Annotated in this window: 21 protein-coding genes and 1 tRNA gene; 14 read left to right on the top strand and 8 right to left on the bottom strand. The window is 53.5% G+C overall.

What is annotated here, in order from left to right:
• Positions 1–22: 22 nt before the first annotated feature.
• A complete protein-coding gene (locus tag KI237_RS30785; RefSeq protein ID WP_212797485.1) occupies positions 23–841 on the bottom strand; it encodes an alkaline phosphatase D family protein in 819 nt (272 codons plus the stop codon).
• A 453-nt stretch (positions 842–1,294) separates the two neighbouring features.
• Between KI237_RS30785 and KI237_RS24990 the strand changes: the two genes are divergently transcribed.
• The 3 genes from KI237_RS24990 (at position 1,295) to KI237_RS24980 (ending at position 3,524) form a co-directional block, all read left to right on the top strand.
• A complete protein-coding gene (locus KI237_RS24990) occupies positions 1,295–2,011 on the top strand; it encodes a hypothetical protein (RefSeq protein WP_212797484.1) in 717 nt (238 codons plus the stop codon).
• 273 nt (positions 2,012–2,284) lie between these two features.
• A complete protein-coding gene (locus tag KI237_RS24985) occupies positions 2,285–2,770 on the top strand; it encodes a DUF3592 domain-containing protein (protein WP_212797483.1) in 486 nt (161 codons plus the stop codon).
• Positions 2,771–2,828: 58 nt separating this feature from the next.
• Positions 2,829–3,524: a lipoprotein gene (locus KI237_RS24980; protein ID WP_212797482.1), complete on the top strand. Its 696-nt coding sequence runs from the start codon at positions 2,829–2,831 to the stop codon at positions 3,522–3,524.
• A gap of 78 nt (positions 3,525–3,602) precedes the next feature.
• Here KI237_RS24980 and KI237_RS24975 read toward each other — a convergent pair whose 3' ends face one another.
• Both KI237_RS24975 and KI237_RS24970 read right to left on the bottom strand, forming a co-directional pair.
• Positions 3,603–3,857 carry a colicin E3-like toxin immunity protein gene (locus KI237_RS24975; protein ID WP_212797481.1) on the bottom strand — a complete coding sequence of 85 codons (255 nt, stop codon included), beginning with the start codon at positions 3,855–3,857 and terminating at the stop codon, positions 3,603–3,605.
• A gap of 7 nt (positions 3,858–3,864) precedes the next feature.
• Positions 3,865–5,094, bottom strand: a complete 1,230-nt coding sequence (locus KI237_RS24970; protein WP_212797480.1) for a colicin E3/pyocin S6 family cytotoxin — start codon at positions 5,092–5,094, stop codon at positions 3,865–3,867.
• Between the two features lie 492 nt (positions 5,095–5,586).
• Here KI237_RS24970 and KI237_RS24965 point away from each other — a divergent pair, with 492 nt between their 5' ends.
• From KI237_RS24965 to KI237_RS24950, 4 genes are all read left to right on the top strand, one after another.
• Complete coding sequence (locus tag KI237_RS24965) at positions 5,587–5,946, top strand: DUF6124 family protein (RefSeq protein ID WP_212797479.1); 360 nt, start codon at positions 5,587–5,589, stop codon at positions 5,944–5,946.
• Positions 5,947–6,847: 901 nt separating this feature from the next.
• Complete coding sequence (locus KI237_RS24960) at positions 6,848–7,480, top strand: hypothetical protein (protein ID WP_212797478.1); 633 nt, start codon at positions 6,848–6,850, stop codon at positions 7,478–7,480.
• Complete coding sequence (locus KI237_RS24955; RefSeq protein WP_212797477.1) at positions 7,441–7,971, top strand: hypothetical protein; 531 nt, start codon at positions 7,441–7,443, stop codon at positions 7,969–7,971. Before KI237_RS24960 ends, KI237_RS24955 begins: the two co-directional genes overlap by 40 nt.
• The gene (locus tag KI237_RS24950; RefSeq protein WP_212797476.1) at positions 7,971–9,062 is read left to right on the top strand and encodes a hypothetical protein; all 1,092 of its coding nucleotides are present in this window, start codon (positions 7,971–7,973) and stop codon (positions 9,060–9,062) included. Before KI237_RS24955 ends, KI237_RS24950 begins: the two co-directional genes overlap by 1 nt.
• An 86-nt stretch (positions 9,063–9,148) precedes the next feature.
• Here the strand turns inward: KI237_RS24950 and KI237_RS24945 are convergent, their stop codons facing one another.
• The 3 genes from KI237_RS24945 to KI237_RS24935 all read right to left on the bottom strand — a co-directional run bounded on the left by KI237_RS24945 (position 9,149) and on the right by KI237_RS24935 (position 12,072).
• Positions 9,149–10,294, bottom strand: coding sequence for a hypothetical protein (locus tag KI237_RS24945; protein ID WP_212797475.1), 1,146 nt, complete (start codon positions 10,292–10,294; stop codon positions 9,149–9,151).
• Between the two features lies 1 nt (position 10,295).
• Positions 10,296–11,561, bottom strand: a complete 1,266-nt coding sequence (locus KI237_RS24940; RefSeq protein WP_212797474.1) for a hypothetical protein — start codon at positions 11,559–11,561, stop codon at positions 10,296–10,298.
• 241 nt (positions 11,562–11,802) lie between these two features.
• Positions 11,803–12,072 carry a hypothetical protein gene (locus KI237_RS24935; protein WP_212797473.1) on the bottom strand — a complete coding sequence of 90 codons (270 nt, stop codon included), beginning with the start codon at positions 12,070–12,072 and terminating at the stop codon, positions 11,803–11,805.
• Positions 12,073–12,098: 26 nt separating this feature from the next.
• On the opposite strand from KI237_RS24935, the gene KI237_RS24930 reads away from it, so the two are divergent.
• Complete coding sequence (locus tag KI237_RS24930; protein ID WP_212797472.1) at positions 12,099–12,416, top strand: hypothetical protein; 318 nt, start codon at positions 12,099–12,101, stop codon at positions 12,414–12,416.
• A gap of 99 nt (positions 12,417–12,515) precedes the next feature.
• Here KI237_RS24930 and KI237_RS24925 read toward each other — a convergent pair whose 3' ends face one another.
• Together KI237_RS24925 and KI237_RS24920 are read right to left on the bottom strand one after the other, a co-directional pair.
• On the bottom strand, positions 12,516–12,845 hold the full coding sequence (locus KI237_RS24925) for a hypothetical protein (protein WP_212797471.1): 330 nt from the start codon (positions 12,843–12,845) through the stop codon (positions 12,516–12,518).
• Between the two features lie 328 nt (positions 12,846–13,173).
• A tRNA-Leu gene (locus tag KI237_RS24920) sits at positions 13,174–13,258 on the bottom strand.
• Between the two features lie 108 nt (positions 13,259–13,366).
• Here KI237_RS24920 and queA point away from each other — a divergent pair.
• The 6 genes from queA to KI237_RS24890 all read left to right on the top strand — a co-directional run bounded on the left by queA (position 13,367) and on the right by KI237_RS24890 (position 19,449).
• Positions 13,367–14,416: a tRNA preQ1(34) S-adenosylmethionine ribosyltransferase-isomerase QueA gene (gene queA, locus KI237_RS24915; protein WP_212797470.1), complete on the top strand. Its 1,050-nt coding sequence runs from the start codon at positions 13,367–13,369 to the stop codon at positions 14,414–14,416.
• A gap of 14 nt (positions 14,417–14,430) precedes the next feature.
• Entirely contained in the window at positions 14,431–15,546 is a 1,116-nt protein-coding gene (tgt, locus tag KI237_RS24910; RefSeq protein ID WP_212800693.1) for a tRNA guanosine(34) transglycosylase Tgt, read from the top strand.
• Positions 15,547–15,589: 43 nt separating this feature from the next.
• On the top strand, positions 15,590–15,928 hold the full coding sequence (gene yajC / locus KI237_RS24905; RefSeq protein ID WP_003185175.1) for a preprotein translocase subunit YajC: 339 nt from the start codon (positions 15,590–15,592) through the stop codon (positions 15,926–15,928).
• A gap of 62 nt (positions 15,929–15,990) precedes the next feature.
• The gene (secD, locus tag KI237_RS24900; protein WP_212797469.1) at positions 15,991–17,859 is read left to right on the top strand and encodes a protein translocase subunit SecD; all 1,869 of its coding nucleotides are present in this window, start codon (positions 15,991–15,993) and stop codon (positions 17,857–17,859) included.
• A 9-nt stretch (positions 17,860–17,868) separates the two neighbouring features.
• Positions 17,869–18,783, top strand: a complete 915-nt coding sequence (gene secF / locus KI237_RS24895) for a protein translocase subunit SecF (protein ID WP_212797468.1) — start codon at positions 17,869–17,871, stop codon at positions 18,781–18,783.
• Positions 18,784–18,900: 117 nt separating this feature from the next.
• A complete protein-coding gene (locus KI237_RS24890) occupies positions 18,901–19,449 on the top strand; it encodes a glycine zipper 2TM domain-containing protein (RefSeq protein WP_003185167.1) in 549 nt (182 codons plus the stop codon).
• The last annotated feature ends 1,000 nt before the right edge of the window (positions 19,450–20,449 follow it).

Raw genomic sequence — 20,449 nt, 5'->3', positions numbered from 1 at the left:
TCACGCTCGAAAAACCTCGAAATTATTGCAATTCTCTCTGAGTCCGTGCGAGACCCCAGCCATCCATGATTTCATGATCATCCCAGATCATATACTGCGGGAATTTGGAAAATGCTTCCTGGAGGTGCGGAAATTTCCAGTACACCCGATAGTACCAGCGGTATAGATTGAGCAGGTACGCATCAAGTTTTTTAGTGTCAAGTTTTCCTTTTGTGGAGCTCTCGGTTATCAGATCATCTTTGTTGTCTTTTAACCACTCCCAGATATCGGGAAAGTGCTTGCTGTCTTGACAATCAACATAAACCTGGTCGCCACCGCCTATAGAGAACCGGGCGTTCGAAATATCCATTTTTTCCAAAAATAGAGGCCAGGCGCCATAACTTCCATTGGCATTAAACGGATCATGGCAGCTATAAAAACCAAAGCTGAAATCAAGCATCTTGTCAGCCATGGTTCTAAAAGAGAGTGATTTATGGCAGCCGATTTCGGTCCTGCGAAATGTTTCCGTACCGTCCGTCTCGTCGGTCATCAGATAGTAATAGTAAGCCGTATCTTGATCCAAACCTTCTAGGTCAAATGTGTGGGTCAGATCATCGTTCCAGTTGAAGTCATGTGACTCATAGGCGCAGTCAAAAGGTTTCAAAAAATCCTTCAACGGCTTGCCGGCAAGCGTTACCAAGTCTCCTTCAATTATTTTTTTTGACCAAACCAAGCTCCAGTTCCCTGGTTTATAGACTCGAATCCAAATGCGTGCGGAATGAGTGGTTACGTGCCCGATAATGCTGGCGCTCTGTAGTTTGGAAACGTCGTACTCATTATTTCTAGGGTCGACTAAGGCCATGGGGAATTCCTTTGTCCGAGCATAATTATCTCAGAACAGGAGATGAGTCCGGTTCGGATGCTTACGTCATCTCCGGCAGGATCTACAGCGATGGATTCAAATCCATTCAGGATGAAAGCCTTGTGAATATAGCCGTACCGCTTCGCTTGTCTAATCGTCTCTCCTCACTTTTGGCAATAAGCTGAAGTGCCGACGGCGATAGGTTGGATATTTTAGGGGTAGCGGTTTGACAGCATTGGGGCGTGAACTATCTTGCGAGAGAGCCGCGTTGCTTATGTCATAAGGATTTTCATGAAGCCCTACCATACTGGTGTTGTCTTACTCTGTGCAGCATCGCTTCTCTTGGGCGGGTGCGCTTGGTCTCCGGTCCATGACAGTTGGCCTTTGCCACCCGAAGACGTTGTCGGCTTTGCGCCGCCAGTCCTCGCCCCTGATCCTAGCCACTACGCGCAAATGAGCATCGCCCAAAAACACGCAGAAGCCCTGCGCCAGCTGATAAACAAGCATTCGCTGGATCGAGGGCGGTTGGATTGGGCTACCGGCGACTATACGTCGATAGGCGCCATTGCGGCCGTTGGTGGCGCTGTGGCAGGCCAGCCTGGCCTGATGAATACCGGGGCAGGACTGTCGTTATTGGGTATAGCTGCATCTGATCGCTACCAGTACAACATCCAATACGCCTCCTACGCCGGCGCTCGCAAGGTGCTGGAGTGCATGCTCACTCACGCGCAGACCACAAACGACAAGGAGGTGCTGTGGGGCACCATCCAGCAAGGCAGCAAAGAGACCCAGGAAGCGGCGAGCGCCTTACCCGACGGCATGGTGCAAGCGACGCTCAAGGTCAAGGAAGGTCTCATTACCCGTCTACAGTCCATCGAGAATGAACCTGTAAAAGCCGGTGACTTCAGGGCCATAGTGAAAGAACAGCAGGCAGCCTTGGCTAACGAGGAAACCGCGAAAGCAGACCTCACCAGCAAAGTGACGGATGAAAGTACCAGCGTCGCGGGATTCTCCATGAGGGGCGCAGGAAAACTGAACGCCGCTCAGGAGGCGACAAAGAAGCGGATTGCCTATGAGCAAACGTTGGTCCCGCTGGAGCGCCAAGTCGAAGTAGGCAAGAAGCTCATCATGCTGCTACCGGCGATAAACACATGCGTTGCAGGTTACTAGAGGGGATAAAAACAGCGTCAGAACAGGTTGTCGGATAATACCGGGCAAGCGAACCTTACCAGGCCACATCGCCTTGCGCTTACGCCGAATCTTCCTGTTACCGATGAACATGTGCCTGGTGCCCAGTCCTAGAACAAGAAATGACTACCCAAACAAATCCTTGCTTTCCCTCCTGGCGGTACCTCAAGAAATGAGGGAAAGCGCTGGAGAAAATTCAAGTTGTCCGGTCGAACGCCGATAGGCTTGCGGAAGATTTCACGCGAAGGATCGAGCATGTTTTACCCACGAGAAGCTGAAAAAGACCACCTGTATAACCGAATCGTCCTGCTTACCGTAGCTTGCTGCGTGTTGTTGTTTCTAGCCTCCCTGGCAAAACATTCCGGAACCATTTATGGGGCAGTTCAATGGAGCGCTGTCGAGGTAAAAGGCACCGTGACGCAACTGGAAAGCATCCCGATGAATGAAAACGGGATCATCATTCATTACCGGTATACCGACGGTGATCAACAAGTCCATGAAGACGAATACATGGACCAGCGCTATAACGAACATGATCAGTACGAAGTAGGGGGTGACGTTCCCCTGCTGTACTCACGTTGGCTCCCCCAAATCAGCAGTATCGCCACCGAGCTACACACTTATCGCGCCAGCTTCTTCGTCATGGCTGGCGGGGTGTTGCTGACATTGGTATTCCTCGGGATCTCCTTCATGACCTTCGGAAGCATTTATCGCATGAAGGAAGAAGACCGCTTCTATTGAAACGGTTTTTGGTCATGGCGCCACGAGCCTCATTCATCAGGTATCGGTTTTCTCACCTATGAAAAAGTTGATTTTCGCGTTGCTTTCGCTGGCCCTGCTTTCCGGGTGCGTAACCAAGTCTTTGAGCGTTGAAGACCGCCACCAGATCAAAACGATCAAGATCCTTCCCGTGTACTTTGCGGTAGAAAACTTCAAATACACGAGCATGACCCAGGCGTGGGGTGCCGGCCTGGGGGCCGGAGCAGGCGCCGCGACTGGCATGGCCGCCGGGGCATCGAGCGTCGGCACGAGCGCATTGGCAGGCGCCGGTTCGGTCGCGGGCACCAAGGTGGCCGACGGCGCGACGGCAGATATTTCCCAGTTGATTCTGAACAACATGCAGGCTCACGGTATCGATGTGGGCCAACTGGTGCGTGAAAGCTTCGAGAGGCGCATCAAGCAAGAAGGGTTGTTCACCCTCGTGGCGCAGGGTGAGAGGGCGGACGCCGATGTTGAAATCATGGTCTCGCAGTGGGGGCTTAGCCTGAAAAACTACAGCACCGTGCTTTACCCCGTCATTGGCGTCAACGCCTCCATGAAACGCAGCGGCACCTCGGTTTGGCGCAACTTCAATACCATTTCGGTATTCAATGAAAGCAACACCATCGCTTACACCCCGGAGCAGTACGCCACCGATCCTGAAGCTGCGCGTGCGGCGTTTTCCCGGGTGGCTGATTTGGCGGTAGGTAAGCTGATTGAAGACCTGAAGCAATAGCTGCTCGGGTGAGCCGCACGCCTCTATATGGCTGGCGTGAATCTGCTTTTCTCTTTTTATTGGCTACAGCTTCAGTGGCTACCAGGTATCTCGATAGTCGAAAGCAATCTGGTAGTCGTAGCTACTCCAATCAATTGAGTGTCGAAAGTGAGGTTGGAGAATTTTTACCCATTCTTGGGGAACATCAACCCCCCCGTTGTTTATGCTGTTTTCGACTGGAATCCCTAGGGCTTCAATGACAGAGCCGTCATCACCCAAGTCTTCCGAATACTCTTCCCCTTCGTAGGTTTCGGTTTGCTTGCCATACCATTCAAGTCTGAGTTTGAGTCCCATTTGATCCTCACAAATATTTTTTGATATTACGGTTTTTTTTGGGGCCGTCTGTCTGCTCGCCAGTAATATGATCGAAGGCTCCTAGGTGACTTCCATCACTCGCACGATAGGCTTCCAATTCACCATGTGAAGAATCCCATTCATAAATGGTTCTGCCCTTCGCATCAAACCAGCGATCCCGCAGGCCGCCACCTCCTTGTACAGGTGTTTTTTTCTTGCCTCTCTTCAATCCAGGGAAGCCAATAATTTCATGGGTTTTCGGGGCTGGATGATAGTCGTGGCCGGTCTCGGCCAAACCCTTTCGACGAACGCTTAAAACCACATAAACCGGCCGAACCCCCGACTCCGCCGGAAACACCAGAATGAAATCCTTGTACTCCGGCGGATAGATCGGATTGACGATGATGCTGTCAGCCATCGGCGTCGGCGGATAGATCCAAATAGGCGGCGCCTGGGGCGCCGCTTCCAAGGCAGGAATGCCGAGGGTGTCAGCCGGATTGGTAGCCGGCGTCCAGATCAGTTCAATGCCATCACCCAGGTCAGCGATGAACTGATCGGCTCGCGGTGTGAACTGGACAACGTCCACCATTTCCCAGTCGCGATGCTGGCCGGTGTAAAAGCCGTAGCCCTTGAGGCTGCCGTCGGCCTGCTGCTCGACGCTCAGGCGCATGCGGCTGCGGGCCTGCTTGAGGTCGCGTAGCTGGTCTTCGCTATAGAGCGCGCTGTCGCCCAGGTTGGAAGGCCAGAGCAGGGCAACGATGCCTGTCAGCAGGGCCGCGCCGACGGTGCCGCCAGCGACTGCAGCCGAGGAAGTCGCCGAACCACCCAGCGCGAGCCTGCCCAAGGTAACGGGAACCGTACCCGCACCGATCCGCTTGAGGGGAATGGTGCCGGATGGATCGGCGCTCCGGCCGCCGAGCCACATGAGATCGCCGTACTGTTTGACCAGGTCTGCCGGGACGTAGCCGTTGGGGTTGCTGTAATCGATGATGCCGTTGGGGAGCTTGCAGCTCTTGGCGAAAACGCTTCCGGTTACGGTGGACAGCGGCTTGTTATCCACCGTGGCCCAGCGCTCTCGCTCATAGGCTGCCTGCCGGGCAAGCATGGCTTCGTAAGCCAACTGCCGGGCTTCGCGCTCGGCCAGTTCGCTGGCGGTCATGTCCCGATAGGTGACGTGATGCCCGTCGCCGCCGGGTGGGTTTCGAACCTGAGGGATGTCTTTTTTGCGTGTCGCCACGTAGTGAGTCTCGTCCGGTAAAGGCAGGACAGACGCTAACGCGGGGAGAGAGGGGCGCGATGTAGGAGGTTTCTTGAAGTGGTTGTTCCTGTTTCCTCAATACAGGTAGGGCTGGCTATGAGGGACCGGAACAATTTGAAGTATCAGATGGGGCTGTCAGTCATTGGGCAACCGCAACTCGCGAGCCGACGTCGCCTTGCGCCTTTGCCTACAACTACGCCAGAATCCGCCGGCTTGTTCGCCTTGGGTTGCGTCGGTAGTTTGAGTCCTGTCACTGCTCATCAGTGATCGGGTTTAGTCGCCCGTCGTTGCTAAGTCGCTCAAGCGTCCATCAGTCAGGTATCCCCATCCCTGCACTTGATGGTGGCTGTGCGCAGGGCGCCTCCGGGCGCGCCGATTTCTTAGCTCGTCGGTCGACTAACCTGCGTACAGCTGCCTCCCAATCGTTTAGTCGCGAGCGGGTCGTAGCCTCAACCAAAGAGAGCTAGGACCATGGTCAAAATTACACCGAATCCTCCAGTTACAGATGAACCCACGTCTCGTGCCCAATCGGCTCGCAATAAAAAACTCGACGAAGCGGCCACTCGTGCCCTGGATTACTATTTGAAACCCAAGCCTAAGGGGGAAACGTCTGATAAGTCCGATTCTATTTTACGGATTGATCCGGGGGTGGATTCTGAATGTTTGCTTGCGAACCTCAGTGAGAATCTGGCTTCGGCGAACGCGATGATCAGTGATTTGGCGTTTGATTTGGATGGGTCGCGGCGGCACGTGGCGTTGGGGATTTTGCAGGTGATTGAGGTGAGTGAGCTGTTGGCGAATCGGGCTTTGGATATTGTTGAGGTGAGGTAGGGTAGCAGAGCTACACGCTGCCTGAGTAGAAAGGAGGTCTTACCTAGCAAGACCTCCTTTCAAGGGAGACTATAATATTTCAGTAAATTCAAGGCTTACTGAGCGGTTTTCTATATCGGGATACATATAGGGATACGTGATCGTGGGTGCTGGCCTTGTATCGAGAATCTATGCGACCTCGTGCAATCCATTCGAGAATCTGGCCTTGGTTGATCCAAATTCATTAGCGCCGCTTTGCGCTGTGGGCCGCCCTCATTGGTGTATAGGCAGTTTTGACAGGCCGAAGCCATTTGAACTGGATTGATTTATTCCGGCTTTATTGAGTTTTTCTGCAAGAGAGTTAAGGATACAGCGGGGGTACACCGTTAGAGGTAATTCTCACAGGCGCACGAATGAATTCTGCATCCTGACTCAATGAAGCAACAATGCGATCATGAGACTCGATGAATCGGATGCGAGGCACTCAACTACTGGGGCTTGATAGCCTAAGCAGCAATACAACGCGATGCGCACGCTGCTACAGCCCCTCTCTAGCGCCAATAAGCTGAATATCATCCTGGCCGGCTTCCGAAAGAAGCACGTCCATGCAGATCTACCGTTATGCGCCTGCGACGCTTGTAGCGATCCAGAGCGCCTATCTGCAGCCCCGTTACATCGCTGCGAATGGGTTGAGGTTAGGCTGGTAAAAAAACTGGCGAGCTTAGGCCTTCTTGAGTGGGGCGTGATCCTGGAGCTCCGTCGGTAAGCGGATACTCTCGCCGCTTGCACCAAGAACCCTCCGGGTATGGGTAGCTGACAGAGTGGAATACCTTTTTAAAACGCTGCCGGCTTCCCAAGGTAAGGAAAGTAAAGGTAAAGTGAGTTCTATCGTAGAAAATATTTACCTCAGGCGGACGCAGATATGGAACTCAGTGTACTAGGCACGGCGCAAGATTTACGAACATCAACACCTGTAATTTATGCTCAATGCGATATACCGAATTATATTTCGCTTGTTGGAGATGAATTTGCTTCGTTTTCCATTCAAAGGCGGCGGGAAAAATTTACTGCATACACAAGATTGAAGGCAGATATTATAAATGGAACACTTCTGCCCACGATTACTCTTGCTCTACCCATAGAGATCTCAGTGCGAGCAAAGCAGGCTGTGGAGTCAGGAGATCATGGAAAACTGAAGGATTTGTTATTGGAGTCGGCTCCTTTAAATATTCTAGATGGGTTGCAGCGAACATTTATTTTGAAAGAAATACTTGAGAGCGGACATACCTTTCCACCAGAGCAACTCGTTCATCTTGAGATAAGAGCCGAGCCGGATCTTGATCATCTTATTTATCGAATAATTGTCTTGAATGCGGGTCAAAAGCCGATGTCAATGCGGCATCAAATTGAAATTCTGTCACTAAGCTTACGAGCTACTTTGATGAAAGAGATCGAAGGGCTGGAATTGGTGCCAGAGGTTGAAGGGGGCGGCGAACGAGATCGCGTAGATATTCTTTGGATAAAATTTCAAGCGGCTATCATGCCTATCTTTTAAAGTCCCCAGAAGTAGACAAGCAAAACGTGGTAGCGCAACGACTAAGTGAACAAGCCGTTCTTCAACAGGATGTAGAACAGTTTGGTATTCAGTTTGGTGACTTCGTCAACTTTTTTAGATTTTACTGCGATCTTGACGATGCTGTAGAGGATACACAGCCAGCGAATGGCGGGCTTTCAGCTACCAACTGGCTTGGAAATGAAAATACTATTAATGGTTTTTTTGCAGCGGCCGCAGATTTCGGTTCTACGCCCGATAGGCAGGAGCGCATAAAAACTGCTCTTAAAAAAGTTACATCAGATATAGCGACAGAACAGTCAGAAGAGTCGTTAGGGTTGAATCTCTTTCAGGAGATTATTTCGGGGTTTCCGAGCCGCAAAACGAATATAGGATATGCAACCCGAAAACTAATATTCGTATCATTTAAAGAGTTTTTTAGAGACGAAGGGCAAACTCCTTTGCGTGATATATGGGAACGTGAGGCGGAGTAATGAACTACACGGATTTAGTTCGGCAGGTTCCTTTTGAAGATTTGAAGATTGATGCTAGTCTCGCGGTCTCGGAATTTCAAGGGGAGTGCGCAGTAGATGGCTATATAGCCATACCTATCCTCCATCTTTCGACCCGTTATCAGAGAAATGAAACTTTCAAAATGGATCTCGACTCACATGCAATAGCCAAGTGTTATCTTTTGTCGTGTAAAGGCGAGGCTTTCACCTACGGAGAAGCTTCGGCTTTGTTGGCTGCAGCCTATCTGCGGGATACTAGGTCCGAAGATCTAGAAGAATTGCAGGTATTTGACTATTTATTTAAATATGATTATGTTGTTTTGGAGGTTGTGTTCTATGAGATTTATATTGAAGAGTACAAGAGCTCAAGTGCGATATGGGGCGGTTTTTCCCATGATACTCCACTTGAGCTCAATGGGCAGATAACGGGGGTCAGCTCTATACGTGCGATTGCTAATCTTCAACTTCCCACTTCGGATCACCGCACTGCGACATTGCGAGCAATATATGATTCGACGCCGCTTGGCCATTATTTGGCGCTATTTCATTTGCTGGAGCTTAGCTTTGACTACGATTTGGTCGAGGATATAAAAACCCTTGGGGCCGATTTAAAAGGGGTCGGTAAACTTTTAGCTACGTATAATAATAGCGAGTATCAACGGTTATTGCGATTGATAAAGAAATACTGGACCGACGAATCCTCGTTAGCATGTAGTCTGGAGGTTTTTTTTCGCACGTCATCCCACGATGCGGTGATAGATGAACTTCTTTATGCTTACGAGAAAGATGGGTTTCCTTGGGCGTTTAACGATAATATACAGAAACGAAATGAGTTTATCGCTCATTCTAAACATTCCTTCAATAAAGCCAGTATTGAAAAAGCCAGATTTGGTTGGACGTTAGACCATTTGCAGAAATCAACAGCTTATATTATTTATCGATTTCGCTGCGCTATTGCCCATGCTTCTATTGGTGAGCATATTTTGACGGTAAATGATTCAAGGCTAGTTTCGGAAAAGGCTGAGCCTTTGTTGGTTAGCTTTATTGCCCAGATGTATAGGCGTTCTCCGTAAGCCTAATGAGGCGTCACAATTACTTGGTTCAATATTTTAGTTTGATTGTATAGGTGTTGCACAACGGTAACACCTATACGATTTTGCTAGGATTTAAATAGTTTTCTTTGAGGGCTTGAATTGTTTTCAGTGCCAGCAGGATGCGGTTCCTCATCATTAATTAGCGTCGTATCTAATGTGGCTGATCTAGGCGTCAGATTGTTTTGCTGGGCAACCGGCAGGACCGAACGTTTTACCTGCGAAAAGTCTGCAAATATGCCTAGCACAGATCGTGCCTCTATGGACATGTTCCACATCGCGTCAGGGTTCAAAGAATGAGCAGCAACATCAAATTCTTTCGCAACTGAAAATAATGCTTGAGAGTTATGCTCCCGAGCAAAATGTTCAGCTATAACGCTTGCTCGTATTTGAGAAAGTTTTTCGTCAATTTTCTCTTTGGCTTGTGCGGCGATGGTCTTGCCGTTGCTAATGCTTTCAGATATTACATTCAATGCTACATCGATGCTTTGTTTGAATTTTCCGTTCGTGTTTCCGTAGGTTACACCATCTTTTATACCCTCGTATCGACGATGGCGATCTTCAAAAGTTAGTTTCTCCAGCGCGCCATCAAGTGCAATGCTTGCTAGTGAGGCGATTAAGAGGGCGCATCTTATCGTTTGCTCTTGATGTTGTGCTCTAACTTCTGCGCGTTCGGCAAAGAAACGAAAAGCAATCATGATTTTGTTGAATGCCGCAAAGCCTGGCTGACTTACGATGGCTGATTTTGAGTCTGATATAACCTTTAACCAGTCACCATCCTGTTTGTGGGCGGGGTTGATTTGGATTAGTGCATTAAACTCTTCGAGCGAAAGCCTAGATTCGGCTTCGATATTTTTATCCAGTCGTTCTAGAAAGCTCTTAGACAAAACGGCGATGTTTTGTTCTTGTGCAAAACGACTTAGGTCTGCTCCGGCATCCGTTGTTGCGATAATTGCTCTATCACAATGGAGTATGGTTTGAAGGCCTTTAACCCAAAGTACTCGCTCGAACGCTTTTGGTGAGCGTTTGTTTTTAACATCTACTACCGCGCGGACTCTAACGCTAGCGGCTTGCCGATTGTAGAGCCAAACATCTATGTCTGTGACATCTGTGCCATTATATTTAAATGGTACGGATCGAATAGTAAAGAAGCCCTGTTTCTCAAAATACGCTCGGACTAATTCTTCCAGCATTGCACCTTTTGGAGTAACCATTTTATGCCTCGCTCCTCATTTGGTCCAATGCGCCCAAGATAAATTGAGTGTCGTTTAAAGTGTGCTTGGCTCGAATGTCAGCTCTAGTGTCCGATGGACCTTTAAAGTTTTGAGCCGCGGCACCATCCATGAGTAGTGCCTCTTGTGCCCCAGCATTGCCAGAAATAATTGTACGCGCTAGTTCACCTACGTCTTTCTTGAGAAGCTTCATCGTGAATCTGCTTCCGTTCTTTTTGAAGACTTGCACAACTTGGCGCTTCTCTAGTTCTCTATAATCCTCTCCTATAGCAGTTGCACCATATTTTCCGCCAATTTCTTCTCCTGAAATCAATTTTCTAATGAGTGCATCTGGGAAGGAAATATGACCTCTAGATGCTGCGCTACGAGTCATGCCATACGTTAACGATGCTAAGAGAGCTTTAGCATCGTCAATCGGGTCGTCTTCAAAAGGGCGTCCAAACTTTTGAAAAGAATTTGGTGATGTGAGGTAGCCAATGGCTTCAGTATTGTTGCTAACCTCTAGTCTGTCAAATAGTCCGATCCCGATTACCCTCTTGTAGAGTGACTCGCTCAATATTTTCGCTGCCTCAGTATCTACTATCGCGCCTCTCTTTTTTATTAGTGCTAAAACTTCCTGTACATTCTGCATGTCAGTTACAGACAGCGCCTGCATCATGCGAAAAGCTTTTTGTGCGTACTCTGCATTACGGAAATTATTATTGTTAAAGAGAATTGCAAAACCTTTATCCTCCGCCTGATCGACTATTGCTGTTGACTTACATAGGTCCAGCACACCTTTAGTTTTTGCGGTGGTCAGAGAGAACATGTCCGAAATTAATTTATTTGCCTCATCAAGGGGGAGAGGGTTTTCTGACACGCGTTCCGACAAATAGATTGCCGCTCTCTCTTCATTCGTAGGGTCACAGTTTTCAAAAATACTTGACGTCGCTTCAAGAACAGCGGTCGTGGTAGCGCCTATTACCGCCACTGCTTTTGCAGGTGTTATATCTATTCTGCCTTCTCTTTGGAGTGCTAGTAGGCCGTATTCTCTTGCAGCACGGTCAATGTTGTTAAGTTGGCAGATTCTAGTGATATCTTGCGCTTGCAGGGTCGAGTCTGAAGCATCGATAGTGTTTCGCCTTAGCAAATTATAGAGTCTGCCTGTTTTCCCCGCATACTGAATGTTTTCTAGTCTACCCCCGCCATTCACGCCATCAAGGCATTTCGATTGGGCTAACAGCCATGCACCCTTTGTTTGCTCATCCATAAGTCACCTATTGAATTTAATACTGCCGAGGAGCTATTCATTCTTTAGTCAGTTTATTTTCACGTGCTAGGAAGCTCTTGTTCGAGTCGAATGTACCAAATCGTTACGACGTTTGGCAGTAGAGATATCAAATAAAATAGGAGGACAAATACTGATTAGATACGGTGTAGTGCTCATCCGGCCCGGCGGGCTTGGCTAGGTGCGACCGACCACGCACTTTGGAGTCGTTGCGTCCAGGGGATTAGATAAATTTTTGCCTCGACTGAGCCAGAAGCGTATTGAGTCCACGTTTACCTTGAGCGGCTTGTTTCATTGCTTCCGATGCTTGCTTGAGAGCCTTTTCGGCACGCTCTTTGACTGCGTCGTCACCGTCGGCCAAAGCTGCTGCGTATGCGTCGGCAGCACGCTGTTCAGCGGTTTGAGCTTTTTCGATTTCGCCGCGTTGCTCCCGTTGTGCTTTATAGAGCTTGGAGGAGTTTTCGGGAAAAGAGACGAGTCTACTTTCCTTCATGGCGGACTACGGAAAAGGGGTTGTACATGACGATAGATGATTTACAACGGTTGTCCGCGTCTCAGAGCGAACTGGTCCTTCCTTACCCGCATGCGATGAACGCTTTGGAGCTTCTTAAGGTCGCAGGGGCGTCGTTGTTGGGATGGGAAGGTTGGCTACGCTACCCGGACGGTAGGTTAGGTCATTCGCTCTTGCATCAAGGCGCCGACACTTCAATGCTCGATCCATTAGAGGCATATCGTATGGCCAGAAATACCATTTGGCTTTCACAAAAGGAACACGAATCCCAGGCCGCAATGGCCGGTATTCACTTGCTGTTCTGTATTGCCGTGAAAACTGAGTGATCGCCGCAGATCATCTAGCCGCTGAACAGTCGAGAAATCCCCTGTCTTGGATGAAGCAGGGGCGTTAATTCCTGACGAAGCCCGTCCGTTAAACGCTATTCACTGGATATCTTTTAGATAACCCCTCAGCGCGATGAGTGGGGCATCAAGCTGTTCCATAGTCTGCACAGTGCTGAACTCTGACGCCAACTGATGCAGCTCACGGCCCAGAGCTGTATCAGCGCCCCCAACCGCCCCCAACGCCAAATCCAAACACCGCCCAATTTCCCCCTGAATCCCAACCAAATCCCCCCGCCGGACCAACAACCCAAAAACCTCCCGATCACACCCGCCCATCAACGGATCATCCCGCAAAATCGGGCTATGCCCCTCCGTCTCATAAGCCAGCTTCAGCGAGTAAAGAGCGACCGTTTCCAGCAGCAATTCCATGGGGTGAAATCCTTAGTGACTGGGTGAGGAGGGTGGGGTGGATATGGGTGGGTGGTTCATGTCTTGGTGATGCATGACCTGGAATATCGGTGAGGGCAGTGACTTTTTTGTGAGCGCTTTGCGCTCAAGCGGGAGCAAGCTCCCTCGCCACGGGTTTCTCCTCGCCATGGAGACTTTCTCATCCACAGGATTTGCGGCCCAGCGGTGATGAATCCCCTCGCCACAAAAACGGGTGCGGGGGATGGCTGGGATCTGCTTCGATCACGACCCAACCCACTTTCCTCCAGACGAAAAAAAAGACCTTGAATTTCAAGGTCTTTCTTTAAGATGGTGCCCCGAGGGAGACTCGAACTCCCACTCCTTTCGAAAACGGATTTTGAATCCGCCGCGTCTACCAATTCCGCCATCAGGGCTCAATGGCGGCGAAGTATAGAGAGGTGCCTACCGTTGGTCAATCACGTTTCATGGTGAATTTTTAATAATTCCGCTAGACTTTCCGGCCCTGCTAGACGAACCCCATCATGCGTGTTGCTGACTTTACTTTCGAACTCCCGGATTCGCTGATCGCCCGCCACCCTTTGGCCGAGCGTCGCGCCAGTCGACTGTTGACCCTGGACGGGGTCAGCGGTGCCATGGCTCACCGTCAATTCACTGATTTGCTTGAGCATTTGCGCCCGGGCGATTTGATGGTGTTCAACAATACCCGGGTGATCCCGGCGCGGTTGTTTGGTCAGAAGGCCTCCGGCGGCAAGCTGGAGATTCTGGTGGAGCGGGTGCTGGACAGCCATCGCGTGCTGGCCCATGTGCGTTCCAGCAAGTCGCCCAAGCCCGGTTCCTCGATCTTGATCGACGGCGGTGGCGAGGCGGTGATGGTGGCGCGGCATGATGCGTTGTTCGAGCTGGCGTTTGCCGAAGAGGTGTTGCCGCTGCTCGACCGTGTCGGGCACATGCCGTTGCCTCCTTATATAGACCGCCCGGACGAAGGTTCGGACCGCGAGCGTTATCAGACCGTGTACGCCGAGCGCCTGGGGGCGGTGGCGGCGCCGACGGCGGGGCTGCATTTCGATCAGCCGTTGCTGGAGGCGATTGCCGCCAAGGGCGTGGAGACGGCGTTCGTGACGTTGCACGTTGGCGCCGGTACGTTCCAGCCGGTGCGGGTCGAGCGCATCGAAGACCATCACATGCACAACGAATGGCTGGAAGTCAGCCAGGAAGTCGTCGATGCCGTGGCGGCCTGTCGCGTCCGCGGTGGACGGGTGGTGGCGGTGGGGACCACCAGCGTGCGTTCCCTGGAAAGCGCCGCGCGCGATGGCGTGCTCAAGCCGTTCAGTGGCGACACCGACATCTTTATCTACCCGGGCCGGCCGTTTCATGTGGTCGATGCCCTGGTCACCAACTTTCATTTGCCCGAATCCACGCTGTTGATGCTGGTTTCGGCGTTCGCCGGTTATCCCGAAGCCATGGCCGCCTACAAGGCCGCCGTCGAGCATGGATACCGCTTTTTCAGCTACGGTGATGCGATGTTCATCACCCGTAACCCCGCGCCACGCGGGCCCGAGGAAACAGTATGAGTCGCACCTGTCGCATGTCCTTCGAGTTGCTTGCCACCGATGGCAAGGCGCGTCGCGGTCGCCTGACCTTCCCCCGCGGTACCGTGGAAACCCCGGCGTTCATGCCGGTGGGCACCTACGGCACGGTCAAGGGCATGCTGCCACGGGACATCGTCGCCACGGGCGCGGAGATCATCCTCGGCAACACCTTCCACCTATGGCTGCGCCCGGGCATGGAAGTGATCAAGGCCCACGGCGACCTGCACGATTTCATGCAGTGGAAAGGCCCGATTCTGACTGACTCCGGCGGTTTCCAGGTGTTCAGCCTCGGTGCGATGCGCAAGATCAAGGAGGAGGGCGTGACCTTCGCTTCTCCGGTGGACGGTTCCAAGGTGTTCATGGGGCCGGAAGAGTCGATGCAGGTCCAGCGCGACCTGGGCTCGGACATCGTGATGATCTTCGACGAATGCACGCCGTACCCGGCCGATGAAGACGTGGCGCGGGTGTCCATGGAGCTGTCGTTGCGTTGGGCCCAACGTTCGAAGAACGCCCATGGCGAGAACACGGCGGCGCTGTTCGGCATCGTCCAGGGCGGCATGCACCGCGACCTGCGCATGCGCTCGCTCGAAGGCCTGGACAAGATCGGCTTCGATGGCCTGGCGATTGGCGGCCTGTCGGTGGGCGAGCCCAAGCACGAGATGATCAAGGTGCTCGATTACCTGCCGGGCGAAATGCCCGCTGACAAACCTCGTTACCTTATGGGCGTTGGCAAACCGGAGGATCTGGTTGAGGGTGTGCGCCGCGGGGTGGACATGTTCGATTGCGTGATGCCAACCCGTAATGCCCGCAATGGGCATCTGTTCATCGACACGGGCGTGCTGAAGATCCGTAACGCGTTCCATCGCCATGATGATTCGCCGCTGGATCCGACGTGCGATTGCTACACCTGCCAGAACTTCTCCCGCGCTTATCTGCATCATTTGGACAAGTGCGGCGAAATGCTCGGCAGTATGCTCAATACCATCCACAATTTGCGCCATTATCAGGTGCTTATGGCTGGTTTGCGCGAGGCTATCCAACAGGGTACATTGGCCGCCTTTGTCGAGGCCTTCTATGCCAAGCGCGGGTTGCCTGTACCGCCCTTGGACTGAGTTTTCCGATCCCTAGATTCAATACTTGCAACTGGAGTGCTAAATGAGCTTTTTTATCTCTAATGCCATGGCTGACGCGGCTGCACCTGCTGCTGCCGGCCCTATGGGCGGCGGTTTCGAGTGGATTTTCCTGGTCGGCTTCCTGGTCATCTTCTACCTGATGATCTGGCGTCCACAGGCCAAACGCGCCAAAGAGCAGAAGAACCTGCTGGGCAGCCTGCAGAAGGGCGATGAAGTGGTCACCACCGGCGGCATCGCTGGCAAGATCACCAAAGTGGCCGATGACTTCGTGGTTCTGGAAGTGTCCGACACTGTTGAAATGAAGTTCCAGAAGGGCGCTATCGCGGCCACGCTGCCAAAAGGCACGCTGAAAGCGATCTAAGTAACAACTTCTATTCAATCGACGGGGCGCGCAAGGCGCCCGCGTCATAAGCGGGCGGCGTGATGCTGAACAAATACCCTCTGTGGAAATATGTACTGATCCTGGCGGTGCTGGCGGTCGGGCTGATTTATTCCGCTCCCAATCTATACCCGGATGACCCGGCCATTCAGGTCAGTGGCGCAAGCACTGCGCTGCAGGTCACCCAGGCCGATCTGGACCGTGCGAGCGCTGCGCTCAAGGCGTCCAATATCGAGGTCAAGGCTGCGTCCATCGCCGAAAACGGCAAGGGCGGTCTGTTGCGCCTGGTCAAGGCGGAAGACCAACTGCCAGCCAAGGACGTGGTGCGCAAGGCGTTGGGCGACGATTACGTTGTGGCCTTGAACCTGGCCCAGACCACCCCGCAATGGCTGCGCAAGTTTGGTGCGCATCCGATGAAGCTGGGTCTGGACTTGTCCGGTGGTGTGCACTTCCTGCTGGAAGTGGACATGGATAAAGCCCTCGACGCGCGGATGAAAGTCTACGAAGGCGACGTCAAGAGCCTGCTGCGCAAAGAGCGCGTGCGCTATCGCAGCCTGCCGGCCTTCAACGGTGCCATTCAGCTGGGCTTCAGCGATGAAGATACCCGCGAGCAGGCCCGTGCGCTGGTCCGCAAGACCTTCAACGATTTCGACATTGTGCCGGCCGACCTCAATGGTCAGGCGGTGCTGCGTCTGGCGATGACCCCGGCCAAGCTGGCGGAAATCCGCGAATACTCCATCAAGCAGAACTTGACCACCGTGCGTAACCGGGTCAACGAGCTGGGCGTGGCCGAACCGATCGTGCAGCGCCAGGGCGCCAACCGCATCGTGGTCGAGCTGCCGGGCGTGCAGGACACCGCCGAAGCCAAGCGTATCCTCGGCAAGACCGCCAACCTGGAGTTCCGCCTCGGTGCTGAACCGGGCGCGTCCAAGGCCTCTTCCGAGAGCTTCGAGTTCCGTGAGGGCAATCGTCCGGCGGCGCAGATCGAGCGTGGCCTGATCATCACCGGTGACCAGGTGACCGACGCCAAGGCAAGCTTCGACGAGCACGGTCGTCCACAGGTGAACATCCACCTCGACGGCCACGGTGGCGAGCTGATGAGCCGCGCCACGCGCAGCAACGTCGGCCGCAGCATGGCGGTGATCTTCATCGAGCAGAAGCCGATCACCACCTACACCAAGCAAGTGGTCAATGGTGTCGAGAAAGACGTCGCGGTACAGGCGTTCAAGGAAGAGAAGAAAATCATCAGCCTGGCGACCATCCAGTCGCCGCTGGGCAGCCAGTTCCGTATCACCGGCCTGAACGGCCAGGGTGAAGCCTCGGAACTGGCCCTGCTGCTGCGTGCCGGTGGCCTGGCCGCGCCGATGTACTTCGCTGAAGAGCGCACCATCGGCCCGAGCCTGGGTGCCGACAACATCACCAAGGGCATCGACGCCTCGCTGTGGGGCATGCTGTTCGTGTCGCTGTTCATCATCGCCATCTACCGCTTCTTCGGCATCATCGCCACCGTCGCGCTGGCGGTGAACATGGTGATGCTGCTGGCCTTGATGTCGCTGCTGGGCGCCACGCTGACCCTGCCGGGTATCGCCGGTATCGTGTTGACCATGGGTATGGCGGTGGACGCCAACGTGCTGATCTTCTCGCGGATACGTGAAGAGATCGCCGCGGGCATGTCGATCCAGCGGGCAATCAACGAAGGCTTCGGCCGGGCATTCACCGCGATTCTCGATGCCAACCTGACCACGTTGCTGGTGGGCGGGATTCTCTTCGCCATGGGCACCGGCCCGGTCAAGGGCTTCGCAGTGACCATGTCCCTCGGGATCTTTACCTCGATGTTCACAGCCATCATGGTGACCCGCGCAATGGTCAACCTGATCTTTGGCGGTCGTGACTTCAAGAAGTTGTGGATTTAAGGGGCTGCCATGTTACGTACAATCAACTTCATGGGCGTTCGCAACGTTGCGTTCGGCTTCACATTGTTCCTCACGGTCCTGGCGTTGTTCAGTTGGGCCACCAAGGGCCTGAACTATGGCCTGGACTTCACCGGCGGTACGCTCATCGAGCTGACCTACGAGCGTCCGGCTGACGTCACCAAGGTGCGTGAGCAACTGGCGAGCTCGGGCTACGGCGAAGCCATCGTGCAGAGCTTCGGTGCGACCACCGACCTGCTGGTGCGCATGCCGGGTGAAGATCCGCAGTTGGGTCATCAGGTAGCCGAGGCCTTGCAGAAGGCCGGCGGCGACAACCCGGCCCAGGTCAAGCGCGTCGAGTTCGTCGGCCCGCAAGTGGGTGAAGAACTGCGCGACCAGGGCGGCCTCGGCATGCTGATGGCGCTGGGTGGCATCCTGATCTACCTGGCCTTCCGCTTTCAGTGGAAGTTTGCGGTGGGCGCCATCGTCTCGCTGATCCACGACGTGATCGTGACCGTGGGCATCCTGTCGTTCTTCCAGATCACCTTCGACTTGACGGTGCTGGCGGCGGTGCTGGCGATCATCGGTTACTCGCTCAACGACACCATCGTGGTGTTCGACCGGGTGCGTGAGAACTTCCGTGTGCTGCGCAAGGCGTCCCTGATCGAGAACATCAACATCTCGACCACCCAGACCCTGTTGCGGACCATGGCGACGTCGATCTCCACCTTGCTGGCAATTGCCGCGCTGCTGTTCTTTGGTGGCGACAACCTGTTCGGGTTCTCCATCGCGCTGTTCATTGGTGTGTTGGCGGGTACCTACTCGTCGATCTACATCGCCAACGTGGTGCTGATCTGGCTGAACCTGAGCACCGAGGACCTGATTCCTCCTGCGGCCACGGAAACGGAAGTCGACGACCGCCCATAAGGCTCGTTGCTCCACCGGTCACAGCTGAAAAGGCGCGAGTTGAACTCGCGCCTTTTTTTATGCTCCAAGGCTGGGAGAAGCGCGGATTACTCCGCATGTGATGGTCAGGAGGTTCAAGTGAACAAATCGATGCTGGTTGGTGCGGTATTGGGTGCTGTCGGTGTAACGGCCGGTGGTGCGGTCGCCACCTACAGCTTGGTAAAAAGTGGCCCTGAATCTGCCCAGGTGTTGGCCGTGGAGCCGGTCAAAACACAGATCAAAACCCCTCGTGAAGTGTGCAAGGACGTCACCGTGACTCGGCAGAAGCCAGTCCAGGACCAACACCAGATCGCTGGCACCGTGATCGGCGCCTTGGCCGGTGGCCTATTGGGCAACCAGGTCGGCGGCGGCACCGGCAAGAAAATCGCCACCGTGGCAGGTGCGGCCGGCGGCGGGTATGCCGGTAACAAGATTCAGGAAGGCATGCAGGAACGCGACACCTACACCACCACCCAGACTCGCTGCAACACGGTCAATGACATCAGCGACAAGGTTGTGGGCTACGACGTTCGCTACATGCTCGACGGCAAAGAAGGCAAAGTCCGCATGGACCGCGACCCGGGCAATCAGATCCCGGTGAACAAGGAAGGCCAACTGATCCTGGGGCAGAACGAACCGGCTCAGTGATCCAGCTGTTATGAAGAAGCACCCTTCGGGGTGCTTTTTTTACGCCCGCATTCCAGACCCACCCCAGATCCCCTGTGGGAGCGAGCCTGCTCGCGATAGCGTCGTGTCAGCTTGCCTCCATGTTGAATGTGCTACCGAATCGCGAGCAGTGTGGCTCCCACACTGGATCTTCAGTGGACACAACTCTTTTGCCCGGCCCAAATCCCCTGTGGGAGCGAGCCTGCTCGCGATAGCGTCGTGTCAGCTTGCCTCCATGTTGAATGTACTACCGAATCGCGAGCAGGCTCGCTCCCACACTGGATCTTCATTGGACACAACTCTTTTGCCCAGCCCAAATCCCCTGTGGGAGCGAGCTTGCTCGCGATAGCGGTGGGTCAGCTTGCCTCCATGTTGAATGTGCTACCGAATCGCGAGCAGGCTCGCTCCCACACTGGATCTTCATTGGACACAACTCTTTTGCCCAGCCCAAATCCCCTGTGGGAGCGAGCCTGCTCGCGATAGCGGTGGGTCAGCTTGAATCCATGTTGAATGTTCTACCGAGTCGCGAGCAGGCTCGCTCCCACACTGGATCTTCAGTGGACACACCTCTTTTGCCCAGCCCAAATCCCCTGTGGGAGCGAGCCTGCTCGCGATAGCGTTGGGTCAGCTTGAATCCATGTTGAATGTGCTACCGAATCGCGAGCAAGCTCGCTCCCACACTGGATCTTCAGTGGACACAACTCTTTTGCCCGGCCCAAATCCCCTGTGGGAGCGAGCCTGCTCGCGATAGCGTCGTGTCAGCTTGCCTCCATGTTGAATGTGCTACCGAATCGCGAGCAGGCTCGCTCCCACACTGGATCTTCATTGGACACAACTCTTTTGCCCAGCCCAAATCCCCTGTGGGAGCGAGCTTGCTCGCGATAGCGGTGGGGCAGCTTGAATCCATGTTGAATGTGCTACCGAATCGCGAGCAAGCTCGCTCCCACAGGGGGATTTTTTTTGGGGGGGGCGCTGAAAATGC

It is taken from the genome of Pseudomonas sp. St316 (assembly GCF_018325905.1).
In the GTDB taxonomy this organism is placed as follows: Bacteria; Pseudomonadota; Gammaproteobacteria; order Pseudomonadales; family Pseudomonadaceae; genus Aquipseudomonas.
The sequence above is the reverse complement of the archived record's forward strand: the minus strand, read 5'-3'. Positions and strand labels throughout refer to the sequence as shown.